Annotated in this window: 16 protein-coding genes; 8 read left to right on the top strand and 8 right to left on the bottom strand. The window is 63.7% G+C overall.

Annotated elements, in window-relative coordinates; genetic code table 11:
• The first annotated feature begins 29 nt into the window (after positions 1-29).
• Positions 30-188, top strand: a complete 159-nt coding sequence (locus tag E6C55_RS33850; protein WP_168735674.1) for a hypothetical protein — start codon at positions 30-32, stop codon at positions 186-188.
• A gap of 239 nt (positions 189-427) precedes the next feature.
• Here E6C55_RS33850 and E6C55_RS16005 read toward each other — a convergent pair whose 3' ends face one another.
• From E6C55_RS16005 to E6C55_RS15980, 6 genes are all read right to left on the bottom strand, one after another.
• Positions 428-1174 (bottom strand): response regulator transcription factor, encoded by a 747-nt coding sequence (locus E6C55_RS16005; protein WP_136370819.1) that lies wholly within the window; start codon positions 1172-1174, stop codon positions 428-430.
• On the bottom strand, positions 1171-3057 hold the full coding sequence (locus E6C55_RS16000; RefSeq protein WP_136370818.1) for a sensor histidine kinase: 1887 nt from the start codon (positions 3055-3057) through the stop codon (positions 1171-1173). The genes E6C55_RS16005 and E6C55_RS16000 overlap by 4 nt, the downstream gene beginning before the upstream one ends.
• Entirely contained in the window at positions 2961-3413 is a 453-nt protein-coding gene (locus tag E6C55_RS15995; protein ID WP_136370817.1) for a hypothetical protein, read from the bottom strand. The genes E6C55_RS16000 and E6C55_RS15995 overlap by 97 nt, the downstream gene beginning before the upstream one ends.
• A gap of 136 nt (positions 3414-3549) precedes the next feature.
• A complete protein-coding gene (locus E6C55_RS15990) occupies positions 3550-4515 on the bottom strand; it encodes a serine hydrolase domain-containing protein (RefSeq protein WP_136370816.1) in 966 nt (321 codons plus the stop codon).
• A 345-nt stretch (positions 4516-4860) separates the two neighbouring features.
• Positions 4861-5259, bottom strand: a complete 399-nt coding sequence (locus E6C55_RS15985; protein WP_136370815.1) for an SRPBCC family protein — start codon at positions 5257-5259, stop codon at positions 4861-4863.
• 82 nt (positions 5260-5341) lie between these two features.
• Positions 5342-6322, bottom strand: a complete 981-nt coding sequence (locus E6C55_RS15980) for an AraC family transcriptional regulator (protein WP_230986708.1) — start codon at positions 6320-6322, stop codon at positions 5342-5344.
• Between the two features lie 201 nt (positions 6323-6523).
• Between E6C55_RS15980 and E6C55_RS15975 the strand changes: the two genes are divergently transcribed.
• Genes E6C55_RS15975 through E6C55_RS15965 form a run of 3 tightly spaced genes read left to right on the top strand, consistent with a single transcriptional unit; the run spans position 6524 to position 10337 of the window.
• Positions 6524-7705 (top strand): galactokinase, encoded by a 1182-nt coding sequence (locus tag E6C55_RS15975; protein ID WP_136370813.1) that lies wholly within the window; start codon positions 6524-6526, stop codon positions 7703-7705.
• Position 7706: 1 nt separating this feature from the next.
• Positions 7707-8693, top strand: a complete 987-nt coding sequence (galE, locus tag E6C55_RS15970) for a UDP-glucose 4-epimerase GalE (protein ID WP_136370812.1) — start codon at positions 7707-7709, stop codon at positions 8691-8693.
• Between the two features lie 18 nt (positions 8694-8711).
• Entirely contained in the window at positions 8712-10337 is a 1626-nt protein-coding gene (locus tag E6C55_RS15965) for a UDP-glucose--hexose-1-phosphate uridylyltransferase (RefSeq protein WP_136370811.1), read from the top strand.
• Positions 10338-10647: 310 nt separating this feature from the next.
• Here the strand turns inward: E6C55_RS15965 and E6C55_RS15960 are convergent, their stop codons facing one another.
• Positions 10648-10869 (bottom strand): DUF1128 domain-containing protein, encoded by a 222-nt coding sequence (locus E6C55_RS15960; RefSeq protein WP_136370810.1) that lies wholly within the window; start codon positions 10867-10869, stop codon positions 10648-10650.
• Between the two features lie 169 nt (positions 10870-11038).
• Complete coding sequence (locus E6C55_RS15955; protein WP_136370809.1) at positions 11039-11344, bottom strand: hypothetical protein; 306 nt, start codon at positions 11342-11344, stop codon at positions 11039-11041.
• A gap of 133 nt (positions 11345-11477) precedes the next feature.
• Between E6C55_RS15955 and yyaC the strand changes: the two genes are divergently transcribed.
• The 4 genes from yyaC to E6C55_RS15935 are packed head-to-tail and all read left to right on the top strand — an operon-like array spanning position 11478 to position 14763.
• Complete coding sequence (gene yyaC / locus E6C55_RS15950) at positions 11478-12044, top strand: spore protease YyaC (RefSeq protein WP_136370808.1); 567 nt, start codon at positions 11478-11480, stop codon at positions 12042-12044.
• Between the two features lie 46 nt (positions 12045-12090).
• Positions 12091-12909 carry an alpha/beta fold hydrolase gene (locus E6C55_RS15945; RefSeq protein WP_136370807.1) on the top strand — a complete coding sequence of 273 codons (819 nt, stop codon included), beginning with the start codon at positions 12091-12093 and terminating at the stop codon, positions 12907-12909.
• Entirely contained in the window at positions 12902-13564 is a 663-nt protein-coding gene (locus E6C55_RS15940; protein WP_136370806.1) for a DUF6483 family protein, read from the top strand. The genes E6C55_RS15945 and E6C55_RS15940 overlap by 8 nt, the downstream gene beginning before the upstream one ends.
• Entirely contained in the window at positions 13561-14763 is a 1203-nt protein-coding gene (locus tag E6C55_RS15935; protein WP_136370805.1) for a class I SAM-dependent methyltransferase, read from the top strand. Before E6C55_RS15940 ends, E6C55_RS15935 begins: the two co-directional genes overlap by 4 nt.
• Positions 14764-14980 lie beyond the last annotated feature (217 nt).

Here is a 14980-nt window from a genome sequence, read left to right as displayed (position 1 = left end):
GCGCATTCTCGGGAGGGGAGGTTCGGAAGATGGCCGACAATCAGGAAAAGAACCCGCCGGAGGCGGAATCCGTGCAACTGAATGACTTGGAGCAGGAATTGACGGAGAAGCAACTGGAAGACGTCAAGGGCGGGGATCTGAAGACAAGCAGCCGTCCGATCGTCACGAAAGTGGTTATCCGGCCGTAAGAAGAGCGACGGAGGCCGACGCTCGCTTGGCCAAATCCGGGCACATCTGGGCAAATCCAGGAAAGTCCAGGCAAGTATAGGCAAGTCCAGGAAAATCCGCGCCCGGCACCACCGCTGCAATGCCAGAGACCCCCGCGCCAATCGGCATGGGGGTCTCTGGCGTTCTGGAATTCTGTCGTCCAGGCGTTCTCGCGTTCTGGCGTCATGGTGCCTTGGCATCCTGGCGTCCAGACTGCGAATTAGCCTTTGCCGATTCTGCTCGTCGTTGAACTCTCGCCGTCCGCCGCGGCCGGGCGCTCTCCGCCCCCGAACTTGTAGCCGAAGCCGCGGACCGTCTCGACGTACTTCGGGTTCGCCGGGTCTCTCTCGATCTTCTTGCGCAGATGATGGATATGGACCATAACCGTTCGCTCGTCGCTTGTCCCGTCAATGCCCCAGATTCGCTCATAGAGCTGCGTCACGCCGAACACCTGATTGGGATGCTTAAGCAGAAGCAGCAGCAATTGAAGCTCCTTGGCGGGGAGAGCGACGAGCTCGCCGTCCCGTCGAACCTCAAGCCGCTTGGCGTCGACCGCAAGCCGCCCGTCCGTCCAGACGCCGAGGGCATCGCCCGCGCGGCCAGCCGAGCGGTAGCGGCGAAGTCCCGCCTGCACCCGGGCGACGAGCACCTCCGGCTCGAACGGCTTCGTCACGTAATCGTCGCCGCCGATCCGCAGGCCGGCTACGATGTCCTGGGGCTCCTTCTTGCTCGTCAGGAAGATGATGGGCACGTCCGAGCGCTCGCGGATCGACCGCGCCAGCTCAAGGCCGTCCATGCCGGGCAGCATGATGTCCGACAGGACCAGGTCGTAGGCGCGGCGGTCGAATAGGCGCAGGCCCTGCTTCGCATCGGCTGCGGCATCGACCCGGTAGCCTTCTCTTCTTAAGTAGATCAATACGAGCTCCCGAATGTCGGGATCGTCTTCGATCAGCAAAACAGCAGTCAACTGTACATCGCCTCCTCGGCTGTTTCGTCGTTGCCTGCGGCTGCGCCTGTCGAGGCGGGGATCGCCACATAGAAGTCGCTCCCCTCGCCGACCCGGCTGCGAACGCTGATCTCGCCCCGGTGGCGGGCCACGATCTCCCGGCAGATCGCAAGGCCCAGGCCGCTGCCGGACTCGGCCTGCGGGCCGCCGGCGACGCGGTACCGGCGCTCGAAGATGCGGGAGAGCTCGTCCTCCGGAATGCCCGTTCCCGTATCCGTCACGTGTAGGACGAACAAGCCGGAGTCCTGGGGGGCGTCCGAAGCTTCAGCAGCTTCCGCATTGGCCGAGCCTTCATTCCGCTCCGGCTCCCCGGTCGGCCGGAACTCGGCCCATATCCGGATAAGTCCTCCCGGCGGCGTATGCTTCACCGCGTTGGAGATCAGATTGCTGAACACCCGCTCGAAGCGGTAGCGGTCCAGCATTGCCGCGATGCTCTCCATCGCGAGCGCGGGGGGCGACGAGGGCGCCGGCACCGTCGGGAGCGTCGGGAACGCCGTCTGTCCCGGAAGCCCGGTCTCGTCCAGAATCAGCCGGATTCCCTTGGCATCGGTCTCGGCAGCGTAACGGTCCCGCCATTCGCGCAGAAGAGGCAGGAGCGGAACGACCGCCCACTCGAACTTGCTCTCCCCCGTTCGAAGCTGGCTGAGCTCGACCACATCGTCGATCAGCTTCTCCAACAGGAGGCTGCGTTCATAGATTCGGCCGGCATAGGCCGGAGCTTCCTCCGCCGGGATGACGCCGGAGCGGATCGCTTTGGAGAAGCCTTTGATCGCCGTGACCGGCGTCGACAGGTCGTGGCGAACCTCCGCGAGCAGCGAGCTGCGAATGTCCTCGATTCGGGTCAGCTCCCGGTTGCCCTGCTCGAGCTTCCGGTTGAGCGCCTCCAGAGACGAGGTTCTGCGGCGGATGGTGTCCTCCTGGGATTCGATCGTGCGGCGCAGCTCGTCCGACAGCTTCTCCGAGCGGGTCATCGCCGTCGTGAACAGCAGGGAGAGGTTGAGCAACTGGGTGACGAGGAAGAACAGCAGGCCGAACGGAACGAGCCCTCCGAACGGGACGAAGCCGGTATAGTAGAGAACCTCGTGAACGACGGACGCGAAGAAGACGACGAAGCCGATCGCATTGGTGCGCGAGCCGGAACGGCGGCGAAGCGCGGCGCGGAGGTAGACATAGAGCACATAGCAGAAAACAGGCAGCAGAAGCGCGACGACGTACGGAACCATAAACGGCGTATATGTCTTGGCGGGGGCGGCGAGCACGAAGGCGCCGAAGCCGGCCAGCCCGAACGCGGAGACGGGCAGGAAGCGCCGGATCGCCTCCTGCGGATACTGCTTGTTCACGAACGCGGCCAGACTCAGCAGGGTGACGATCTCCGACAAGTATTCCAGCTTCACGCCCCATTCCCAGGATAGGCCGGGCAGCAGCGCGTACACGTACGATTCGCCGAGCAGCGAGGACCTGATGCCGATGGCCAGGCAGATAAGGCCGAACCACAGGGCCGAGCTCTCTTGCCGTCGCAGCAGGCAGAGCAGGACGGAGAATGCGGACATCAGAAGAAGGCAGCCGATCAGGAAGGCCCACACCGCAATGCGGTTCCGCTGCAGGCCCGCGATGCTCTCCGCGTCTCCGAGCTCGATTCCTTCCCATATTCCGCCCGTTCGCTGGGAGAAGTTCGACACCTGAAGCACAAGCTCGTTGTCGCCCGATCGCGGGACGAAGACGTAGGCTCGCGGATACGTTCGCGGCTTCATCTCCGCGGCGTTCGCGCCGACCGTTCCGTTCCCGTCCAGCGGCTCGCCGTTGACCCACAGGCGATAGGCGCTCGCCACGTTGTTGACGTACAAGCCGAGCGGCTGCCCGGCTGCGGCTTCCCGAACCGAAGCAGGAGGCGATAGGTGGCGTAGCCTTCATTGGACAACGGGCGCCCGTCGATTCGATAGGTTCTCCATTCCGCGGGAACGGAGACGGCAACGGCGCCCGCCTGCGTACCTGCGGCGAACTCCGAAGGCGTCAACAGCCTATTCCAATACAGATCCCAAGTTCCGTCCAGGGAGACGTTCCCGTCCTCGCGGGGGGTCCAATCTCTCAAGTCCCGGGCCGCCGAAGCGGTCGAGGCCGAGCCCGGCCCGTCCGACGCGAAGGCCGCAGACGCGAAGCCGAAGATAAACAGGCCCAACAGGGCCAGAGGCATAAGCTTCATCCTGTCCACTCCTTGGACGGGGTCTAACGTTCTATTCGGTCATGCAGGTGTATTATCGGAAAAAGCGGAGCGGATGTAAAGAGGGACAGCGAGGAAGCAGCGGGGGGCCTTGGCCGCGCCAAGGGCGCGGCCGAGGTCAGGCAAGCGTCAGCAGCCGGGGGGCGATATGGCGGCGGAAGACGTCCGTCGGCATTTTGTCCTTTTTGCGGCTGTCGTTCGTCAGCACAACGACGGCGTCCCGCTCCGGCGCGACGTAGATGAATTGGCCGCCGTAGCCGCGGGCGAAGAAGCAGTCCATGCCGGCGGCCGCGCCGGAAGCGGAGGCGGCATCGACGCGGCTATCCTCCGTGTACCGGTCGCTCCACCAGTGCCAAGCGTACCACCCTTCGCGATGGTCCCGCGAGCGCAGCGCCGGGCGGACGGACCGCTGCGCAAGCTCCGCGGAGACAAGCTGCCGTCCGTCCCAACGCCCGCGCTGCAAGTAGAGCTCGCCAAGCTTCAAGAGATCGTCGGCGCGCAGATGAAGCCCGAAGCCTCCGGTGTGCACGCCCTGCGGGTCGGTTTCCCACTCGTACGATTCGATGCCGAGCGGGCCGAACAGGTGCCGTTCCGCGAAGCGGGCGACGGACATCCCGGCCGCTTCGGCGAGGAGCGCGGACAATAGCTGCGAGATGCCGGAGTTGTATGTCATGCGCGTGCCCGGCTTGTCCATCAGCGGGAGATCCAGCACGAAGGCGGTCCAGTCCGGCGAAGCGGTCATTCGGCGGAACGAATGGCGGCCGCCGAACTCGGTCCATTCGAAGCCGGCCGACATCGTGAGCAACTGCTCCAGCGTGATGCGGCGTTTGCGCTCATCCTCGTCCTGGGCAAGCCGAGGGAAGAACGCCGAAGCGAGAGCGTCCGGTCCCGGCAGCAGCCCGCGGTCCATCGCGATGCAGACGAGCGCGGACAGGAAGCTTTTGGTCACGGAGTGAATGTTGGCGACCGCCGCCGAAGCGCCGGTCTCGCGTTCATGCTCGAAGACGGGCTCGCCGCGAACGCGGATAAGGCAGCAGCGCAGGTCGAGAAGCTTAAGCTCGTCGTGAAGTGTCGTCCAGTTCATCGTTGTCGTTGTCCTCCTGGTGCGCGTGAATGTTAATAATCGCCTCCGCCGCCGAATGTCGGAAAAACCGACATTTGGGTCTGCGCAAGGGTGTGATGTCCCGCCGAATGTCGGAAAAACCGACATTCGGGTCTGCGCAAGGGTGCGATGTCCCGCTGAATGTCGGAAAAATCGACATTTGAGCCTGTGTGAAGGTGCGACGCCCCGCCGAATGTCGGAAAAACCGACATTTGGGCCTGTGCGAAGGTGCGACGCCCCGCCGAATGTTGGAAAAACCGACATTTGGGCCTGCGCAAGGGTGCCGACGCCCGCTCGCGGCAACGGCGGTACCCGTCATCGCGCCCGTCACCGCTCCAGCGCCCGCTTCAGAGCGAGAAGGTCCGCCTTCACATCGCGGCAGTCGAGCGCATAGACGCGATCGCGCGGGTCGACGGCCCGGAACACCGTGAAGATGACCCGGCTTCCCGCGCCGGAGGAGACGACGCGGGCGTGGCTTGGCCGCTCCGGTCCGACTTCCCCGCGGACATAATGATCCAGAATGCCGTACGGATTCGGCTCCGCGAAGCGAAGCGCCAGCTCTCCCTCCGGCGTCTCGATGCGCCACTGCCCGCCGCTCTGCCGCACGGACCGGCAGAAGGAGACGGCCCACTCGGCGAAGTTCGCCGGGTTGCTCGCATAGTCGTATACCTCGCTCGGCAACCTCTCGATCGTAACGGATTCGATTGCCCACTGAACCTGTCCCATGCCGCTCCAACTCCTTTTTTTTCGCCGGAAGCTTATGCTCTAGTCTATTAAGGGGAGGGGGAGCTTCATGCCGCTTAAGCGTCTATGTCTTCGGGCCCGGTATCGAGACCGCCGCCCGGTACTCGGTCGGCGTCTCGCCGCAGCGCTTGCGGAATTGCTTCGAGAAGTAGAGGGCATCCGGATAGCCGACGGAGGAGGCGATCTGCTCGACGGTAAGCTCCGGCCGCTCGCGCAGCAGGCGGCGGCCGTGGTCGATGCGCGTCCGCGTCAGGAAGGCGATCGGCGTCAGTCCCGTATGCCGCTTGAACACCCGGGATAAATAAGCCCGGTTGTACCCGAGCGACTCGGACATCGACTCGATCGTCACCGCTTCGGGATACTGGGTGGACAGGTAGCCGATCACCCGCCGGACGAGCTCCTCGCCGTGCGATTCCGGGCGAAGCGGCGCGGGACGTTCCTCCGCCTGCGCTTCCTTCAGCTCCGCGAGCAGCAGGTGGAGCTGGCCGGCGGCGAACAGGGAGGCGGAGCCGCGCTTCAGCCGGAACGCTTCGAAGATCGCTTCGAAGCAGGCCGAAGGCGCCGGGCTTGCGCCGGTGTCCGCTACCGGAGCTTCGGGAGGCAGGCCCGCCTGCCGCACGAGCTCGTCCGCGAGCGGGCCGGAGAACGCCAGCCAGCGATAGCGCCAAGGCTCGTCCCGGTCGGATTCGTAGCTGACGAGGCGGCCCGGATGAATGAGGAAGCTCTGCCCGGCTCCGAGCTCGTCCCGCCGCTCGCCGCTGACGAAGACGCCGCGTCCGGAGATCACATGGTGAAGCAGGTAATAATCGACGACCTTGGGCCCGACCTTGTGCTCGGGTCTCGTCTGGCTCTCGCCGGCGAACAGGACGGACAGCGGCTCGTCCCGCCGCCCCGGAACGGAGGCAACCGGATTGGATGCGGCCGGACTGGGTACTGTCGGATTGGATACGGTTGGATTGGATGCGGTTGGATTGGGTGCGATCCGATCGGAGCCGATCGGATGCGAGACGACTTGATAGCTGGGGGGCGGTATTCGCTGGCTCAACAGGCTGCACCTCCGGATCGGGCGATATCGACACCGAATCTCATCTGCTCCCATTGTACCACGTCTCCACCGCCGTCCCGCAACAGAAAGTCACTTTTGTCCATACGAATCGCACATCCCGCCATTTTCCGAATCCGGGTCTATCCGTTATACTGAAACTACCAAAACCAAGCTTCCCATATAAGGAGAGTATCCGATATCATGCCGAACATTCCGCAATTGACCCAGCAGTTCATCACCCGCTTCGGCGGCGGCGAGGAAGGCCTGCGCGTCTTCCATGCGCCGGGACGCGTCAACCTCATCGGCGAGCATACCGACTACAACGGCGGAGCGGTGTTCCCGGCCGCCCTGACGTTCGGCACGACGCTGCTCATCCGCCCGAGAGAAGACCGCCGGCTCGGACTGGCTTCCACGAACTTCGAGCTTGTGCGGACAATGCCGGTCGATGGCCTGGCTTACAGCGAAGAGGACGACTGGACGAACTATCCGAAGGGCGTCGTCTGGGAGCTGGAGCAGCAGGGCATCCGTCTCTCGAGCGGCTACGACCTGCTGTACCACGGGGAGATCCCGAACGGAGCCGGCCTCTCCTCGTCGGCCTCGATCGAAGTCGTGACGATGTTCGCGCTGCTGACGCTGGAAGGGCAGCCGACCGACACGGTGCAGATCGCTCTCTGGTCGCAGCACGTCGAGAATGAGTTCGTCGGCGTGAAGTGCGGCATCATGGACCAGTTCGCGGTGGCGAACGGCAAGAAGGACCATGCGATTCACTTGGATTGCGACACGCTGAAGTATGAGCTCGTGCCGTTCCAATCGGGCGACTGCAAGCTCGTTATCGGCAACACGAACAAGCGTCGCGGCCTGGTCGATTCCAAGTACAACGAACGCCGCGAGCAATGCGCGAAGGCGGTGGAGGACCTCAAGGCGGCTTTCCCGGAGCTGACGCTGCTCGGCCAACTGTCGCTCGAGCAGTTCGAAGCGAACGAAGCGCTGATCAAGGACGAGACGGTGCGCCGCCGCGCCCGCCACGTGGTGGAAGAGATCGACCGCGTCGGCCGCTCGATCACGGCGCTGACAGCCAATGATCTCGCCAAGTTCGGGCAGCTCATGAACGGCTCGCACGACTCGCTGCGCGATCTGTACGAAGTGACGGGAGCGGAGCTGGACGCGATGGTCGATGCCGCTCGGCAGGTGCCGGGAGTGCTCGGCTCCCGCATGACGGGCGCGGGCTTCGGCGGCTGCACGGTGTCGCTCGTACATCAGGATTCGGTGGAACGGTTCATCTCCGAGGTCGGCGAGAAGTACAAGGCGGCTACGGGGCTGACGGCGGATTTCTATGTGTGCGACATCGGCGACGGCGTCAGCGAATGGAAGGAGGAGGCGTAACATGGCGGTATTGGTAACGGGAGGAGCGGGCTACGTCGGTTCCCATGCGGTAGCGGCCCTGCTCGAGAAGGGCGAAGAGGTTGTCGTTGTCGACAATCTGTATCAGGGGCATAAGGACGCGCTGCTCGGCGGCAAGTTCTACGAAGGGGACCTGCGGGACGAAGCGTTCCTGGACAAGGTGTTCGCGGAGAACGACATCGACGGCGTCATCCACTTCGCGGCGAATTCCCTCGTCGGCGAGAGCATGCAGAATCCGGGCAAGTACTACCACAACAACGTCTACGGAACGCTCATCTTGCTGGAAGCGATGCAGAAGGCGGGGGTGAAGCGGATTATTTTCTCCTCGACGGCCGCGACCTACGGCGAACCGGAGAAGGTGCCGATTGACGAGTACGACCGCACGCTGCCGACGAACGCCTATGGAGAGACGAAGCTCGCCATGGAGAAAATGATCCGGTGGTTCGATCACGCGCACGGAGTCAAGTACACGTCTCTTCGTTACTTTAATGCGGCGGGCGCACACGAGAGCGGCACAATCGGGGAGGATCACAAGCCCGAGACGCATCTCATTCCGCTGGTGCTGCAGGTGGCGCTCGGCCAGCGCGAGTTCATCTCGGTGTTCGGCGACGATTATCCGACGGAGGACGGAACGTGCCTGCGCGACTACATTCACGTCAGCGACCTGGCCGACGCGCACGTGCTTGCGCTCGAGCGGCTGCGCAAGGGCGGCGACAGCGCGATCTACAACCTCGGCACCGGTTCCGGCTTCTCGGTCAAGCAAGTGGTCGACCTGGCCAGGGAAGTGACCGGCCATGCGATTCCGGTGCGCGTCGAGCCTCGCCGGGCGGGCGACCCTGCCGTGCTCGTCGCCTCCTCGGACCGCGCAAGAAGCGAGCTCGGATGGAATCCTCGCCGGGCGCAGCTCAAGGACATCATCGCAAGCGCCTGGGGCTGGCACGTCAGCCATCCGAACGGTTACGAGAATTAGGACGGAGGCTTATCCATCATGAACGCAACCACGAATACGCAGAGTGCGGCGAGTAGCGGGAAGGCGTCCGACCCGGCAGTCGTGTACGCGGGAATCGTCAGACTGGTCGACTTCGCGCTGGAGAACGGCCTGATCGGGCCGCTTGACGAGGAGTACGCGATCAACTCGCTGCTCGACCTGTTTAAGCTGAGCGAGCCGGCGGAAGGCGCTGACGGCAATGGAGACGGAGGCGCGGGAGAAGCGGCAGGCGTTCGGACCGAGGGCCCGATGCCGCTGCTCGAGCCGCTGCTCGACGCGGCCTTCGAGCTTGGCCTCATTCCCGACAACACGACGACGTACCGCGATCTGTTCGACGCGCGCATCATGGGGCTGCTCATGCCGCGCCCTTCGGAGACGAACGCCGAGTTCCGCCGGATTGCGGCGGAGCAGGGCGTCAAGGCGGCGACGGACTGGTTCTACAAGCTGAGCATCGACTCCAACTACATCCGCATGGACCGCATCCGCAAGAACGGCTATTGGCGCCATGCGACGGAGTACGGGGAGCTCGAGATCACGGTCAACCTGTCCAAGCCGGAGAAGGACCCGAAGGAGATCGCGCTGCTCAAGACGCTGCCGCAGGCCAGCTACCCGAAGTGCCTGCTGTGCAAGGAGAACGTCGGCTATGCGGGCCGCGTCGACCATCCGGCGCGCCAGAACATCCGCGTGCTCCCGGTGGGGCTTCAAGGCGCGGAATGGTTCTTCCAATACTCGCCTTACGTGTACTACAACGAGCACAGCATCATTCTGTGCGGCGAGCACGTGCCGATGAGGATCTCGGCCGAGACGTTCGCGCGGCTGCTCGACTTCGTGGAGAGCTTCCCGCACTACTTCGTCGGCTCGAACGCGGACCTGCCGATCGTCGGCGGCTCGATTCTGAACCACGACCACTTCCAGGGCGGGCGCCATGTGTTCCCGATGGAGAAGGCCGGCGTCGACCGCTGGCAGGCGCACGCTTCGGAAGCGGCGGTGACCGCCGGCATCGTGAAGTGGCCGTTGTCGGTGATCCGCCTGCGCTCCGCCGACCGCGCCGCGCTGCTTCGCGTCAGCGGCTCGATTCTGGACGCCTGGCGCGGGTACAGCGATCCGGCGGCGGAGGTCGCGGCCTTCACGGGCGAGACGCCGCACAACACGATCACGCCGATCGCGCGCATGACGGATGCCGGCGAGTACGAGCTCGATCTTGTGCTGCGCAACAATCGCACGAGCGAGGAGCATCCGGACGGCATCTTCCACCCGCATAAGGAACTGCACCACATCAAGAAGGAGAACATCGGCCTCATCGAGGTCATGGGCCTCGCGGTGCTGCCGGGCCGCCTTCAGGACGAGCTTGCGCGGATCGCGGAGCTGCTGACCGGAGCGGCGCCGTATGACGCCGGCGCGCTGGCGCAGGCGGACCATCCGCTCGCGAAGCACGCGCCGTGGATCGCGGAGCTTGTCTCCGCGCATGGCACGGCGCTTGGCGCGGACGCCGCGGCGGAGCTGCTTCGCGCGGCGGTCGGCGACAAGTTCGGCGTCGTGCTCGCGGATGCGGGCGTGTACAAGGCGGGCGAAGCCGGCCGGGCCGCCTTCGGGCGCTTCCTGGCGGCGGTCGGCTTCGGCGGTTGAGAGCCGTAGAGGTCGTTGAGGCCGTCGTCCGGCCTCATGAAGGAACAGAGGCAGTTGCTCTCGCGCAGGAATGCGCGGAAGCAACTGCCTCTTGCTGCTTGTACGTTCTTTGTTCGGATTGCCTCCGGAAGAAGAGAAGAAGAGAAGATACCTTGCCTCCAACCATGCTGTCGGGACCGGCACCATACCCCTTTTCCGGCATTAGGTCTCTTCTCCCGTTCGATCAGGATAGAGATGAGCCGAAGCGGGGGCGCGGTCCGGGAAGGGAGATTCCTGAGTCAGAGGAAGAAGAGACATAAGTGTTTTACCTTTAGCCTCGCAGCTTGCCCAGCTCCGAGACGAGCGCTTCGACCTCGCTGATGCTGAACTTGTCCTTGGAGCTCACCATGTCGTAGATGTCCTTGATGTCCTCGTACTTGTCGACATGGAAGCTCGAGGCTTGCATCGCGGCGGCGGATGCCATGCGCAGCTTCGTCTTGATTCCCTCTATCATGAACTCGACGTTCTCCTGGGACGGCTTCAATAGATCCATGAGTCATCTTCCTCTCGCTTAAAACGCTTAATGATGCCCATTGTACCATATTAGCCGCCGCAGTGAACATGATTGGCCGCAGCGGTGAACGTGCGCCCCGGGCATTCGTTCCGGGAACGGAAGTTGGCGGATGGAGCGACTTTTGATATGGTAGAGGAAGCCAGAACGTTTATCGGCGGGAAGAGCCGCGAGGACGAGTCTTCCTGCCGCCGCGCCGGCGTCTCCCGCGGCCGGCGCTTCCGATGCTCTTCGCGGCTGCTGCTGAGGAGGAGGAGGAGGAGGAGGAGGAGGACGATGCCGAAGAGGTCCCCTCGGACGCGCCTTCCCCCGGGTCTTCAGCCGCGGGCTGCCCGGTGTCTTCCTCCGAGCTGTCTTCTTCGGAGTCGTCTTCTCTTCCGCCGATCATCTCGGCGTTGCCGAAAATAACCGTGCCCTCGTTGCGAACGATAATGATCCGGCCGATCCAGCATCCCATGCGGCTAATTCCTCCGTTCGAGAACATCTCATTTTTATTTTATGTGCCGCATGTCCAAGCGAGTGGTCTCCCGCCGCGGGGCTTCGGCCTGATTGTGGCGACAGACCTAATTGGAATGGAGAGTGCTGACCCGATGCCCAATGCCTACTACTCCGATCCCCGGCGAACGGACGATCAAGCGGCGCTCGAGGCGTTCTTCGCCCGGATCGCTTCCCTGCACGGGCCGGACGCGATCCGCTTCCTCTGCATCGGCACCGACCGGTCGACCGGCGACAGCCTCGGACCGTGGGTCGGCACGATGCTGCGGGAGAGAGGCTTCGGCCGCGTGCACGGCACCCTTGAAGCGCCGTGCGACGCGGATCGCCTGCCCGCAGAGATCGCTTCGCTGACGGCCGGCGAGCCGGTCGTCGCGATCGACGCCTGCCTCGGGCGCCCGGAGAACGTCGGGCGTTGCCTGCTCGCCGAAGGGCCGCTGCAGCCGGCCCGCTCGGTCGGCGGAAGCTTCCCGCCCGTCGGCGCCTACAGCGTCGCGGCGGTGGTGAACGCCGTTGGCCCGAAGCCGTATTGGACGCTGCAGACGACCTCCCTCTACCGGGTGCTGACGATGGCGGAGGAGATCGCGAACGCGGCGGCCGCGGCGTGGGGCAAGGACGTCCATTTGAATTCGTGGAAGGCGATTCGCTACAATAGAACTACTTAAGAACTGCTTAGAGCATCAGAACTACTATTCGAAGGGACGTGAATCGATGCCGACGATTACTGGCGCGGACGGACTGCGAATCTCCTATCTCGAGGAAGGGACGGGAATTCCGGTCGTGCTGCTTCACGGGTATTGCGGGGACAAGCATTACTTCGACGAAGTGATCCCGCTGTTGGCCTGGCGCTTCCGCGTCATCGCGCCGGACTGCCGGGGACATGGGGAATCAGGAGCGACGGAAGGGGCCTACCCGATGGAATTGCTTGCGGAAGATATCATCGGACTGCTGGATGCGCTCGGGATCGGGCAAGCGTTCGTGCTGGGGCATTCGATGGGCGGCTATACCGCGCTTGCCTTCGCGGAGAAGCAACCGGACCGGCTGCTCGGCTTCGGCCTTCTTCATTCCACGACGTTCCCGGACGACGAGGCGGGCAAGGCGGGAAGGGACAAGGCGGCGAAGCGGGTGGCGGAAGAAGGGGTCAAGGGGCACATCGACGACCTGATTCCGAAGCTGTTCGCTCCCGAGCACCGCACGTCGATGCCGGACAAGCTCAAGCTGGCGAAGAGCATCGGCTACGGCACGTCGCCGGAAGGGGCAATCGGCGGAGCTCTCGGCATGAAGGAGCGGCCGGACCGCCTGCATGTGCTGCAGGAGACGCAGGTGCATGTGCTGCTGCTTGCGGGAGAAGCCGACGCCGTGATCGCCCCGGAGAAGCGCTTCCCGGCGAGCGGGCCGCTTCTGACGCCGATTACGCTGGCGCATTCCGGACATATGGGCATGCTGGAGAAGCCGCTTGCCTTCGCCCAGACCATCATCGAATTCGTCGATCGATCTCTCGATGCGAGGGAGAAGTCCCGTCATGTATAGTCGCGACTACTTGATGCGGATGATTACGCAGATGACGCAGATGATGGGGCAGCTCATGGGCCTCAAGGAGCAGAAGAGGAACGACGAGGCGCTCGCGCTCATCGACGAGTTCCTGAACAAGGAGCTGCGGCTCCGGACGAAGCTTGCGCTCGGCCTCTCCGACGAGGATCTGCTGCAGATGCTGAGCGTGGGGGGGCTTCCGAACATGGAGTCGGTCGCTATGGTGGCGATTTTCCTCCAGGAGGAAGGCGAGATTCTCGAAGGGCAGGGAAGCGTGCACGACAGCCTGCCCCGCTACGAGAAGGCGCTGCGGCTGATGCTGTACGTGCTGCGGGAGAGCGGCCCGATCAAGGGCTTCGAGCTGGAGCGGCGGTCGGCGCAATTGATCGAACGGACGGAGCCCTACGAGAGAATGCCGGAGACGAAGCACGCTCTCTGGCTATGGTACGAGCGGGAGCGGAGGCTTGCGGACGCCGAGGACTTGCTCTACGAGCTGCATGACGGAGGCGGAGTCCGCTTCGAGGCGGGCATGGCCTTCTACGAGCGTCTCGAACGGCTCGAAGACGCCGAGCTGGAGGAAGGCGGCCTCTCGCGGGAGGAGCTTGCGGAAGGCAAGGAGCAGTGGAGATTGTTGGCAGGAGAGACGGTATCATGAATCTTGAATTATCCGAACTCGATACATTCCTTGAGGAGACGGTTGCCGGGGAGAAGCTGCTCCAGGCGACGCTCAGCCAGCCGCGCAGCAAGGGGGACGAGGCCGCCCGCAAGGTGACGGTGCGCCCCGTGAAGCTGAAGAGCGGCTTGCGCTACCAGTTCGAGAAGCTCGTCGGCCCCAAGGCGCTTCACAGCAATCTGACGCCGGACGAAGCGGCGCGGGAGATCGCGCGAATGCTGGAAGCCGAGTTCCGCCAGGCGCTGTTCAAGACAGCCGAGGCGGACGTCCAGGTGCTCGTCAGCAAGAAGGGGAAGCCGGCGCTGCTTCGCGCCGCTCCGACCGCCAAGCCGGCGAACGCGGCCGAGCCTCCGGCCCACAACAAGGCCAAAGCTTATGTGCTACCGGAAGGGGAGCCGGTGCCGTTCCTGGTCGAGCTCGGCGTCATGACTCCGGAAGGACGCGTCGTGAAGGCGAAGTACGACAAGTTCCGGCAGATCAACCGCTTCCTTGAGATGGTGTCCGATACGCTGGACCAATTGCCGCACGGACGCGAGCTGCGGATCGTCGACTTCGGCTGCGGCAAGTCGTACCTGACGTTCGCTCTCTATCATCTGCTGGCGATCAAGGAGAAGCGGGATGTACGCATCTTCGGCCTCGATCTGAAGGCGGACGTAATCGAGACGTGCTCCGGCCTCGCGAAGCGGCTCGGCTGGGAACGGCTGACGTTCGCCGTCGGGGACATCTCCAAGTACAGCGAGTCGGAGAAGGTGGACATGGTCGTCACCCTGCACGCCTGCGATACGGCCACCGACGCGGCGCTGCTGCAGGCGATCGCCTGGGAGGCGGAGATTATCCTGTCCGTCCCGTGCTGCCAGCACGAGCTGTTCGGCCAGCTCAGTCAGCCGGCTCTGAAGCCGCTGCTGAAGCACGGCATCCTCAAGGAACGGTTCGCGGCGCTCGTTACCGACGCCGTCCGGGCCCAGCTTCTGGAGCTGGCCGGCTACAAGGTGCAGATGCTCGAATTCATCGACCTGGAGAATACGCCCAAGAACTTGCTGATCCGCGCTTTGCGAAGCGGGCAGCCCCCGAGGCCCGACACGCGGAAGGAGTACGAGGAGCTGAAGTCCTTCCTGAACTTCGATTCCTATATGGAGCGTCACGCCAAGGGAGATCTGGCGGAGCGGCTTGGCCGAGCCTGAACTCCCCTCCCGAACCATTCTCATCATCCGCACACACTGCCGCATAAGATCGCAACACGAGACTGCCGTGACGACGGCGGTCTTTTTTTAACATAATAGAATTTATAACTTTTCGGGTGTGGAGTGGGTCTTCACGTTCTCTTTGTTGTTTGGTACATTTGAAACATGGAGCCGAATATTCTCAAGCGAATTTTGTTCGATGAAAGAGGCCACTGGG

The sequence above is a fragment of the Cohnella fermenti genome (genome assembly GCF_004801405.1).
Classification (GTDB): Bacteria; Bacillota; Bacilli; order Paenibacillales; family Paenibacillaceae; genus Cohnella; species Cohnella fermenti.
The sequence above is the reverse complement of the archived record's forward strand: the minus strand, read 5'-3'. Positions and strand labels throughout refer to the sequence as shown.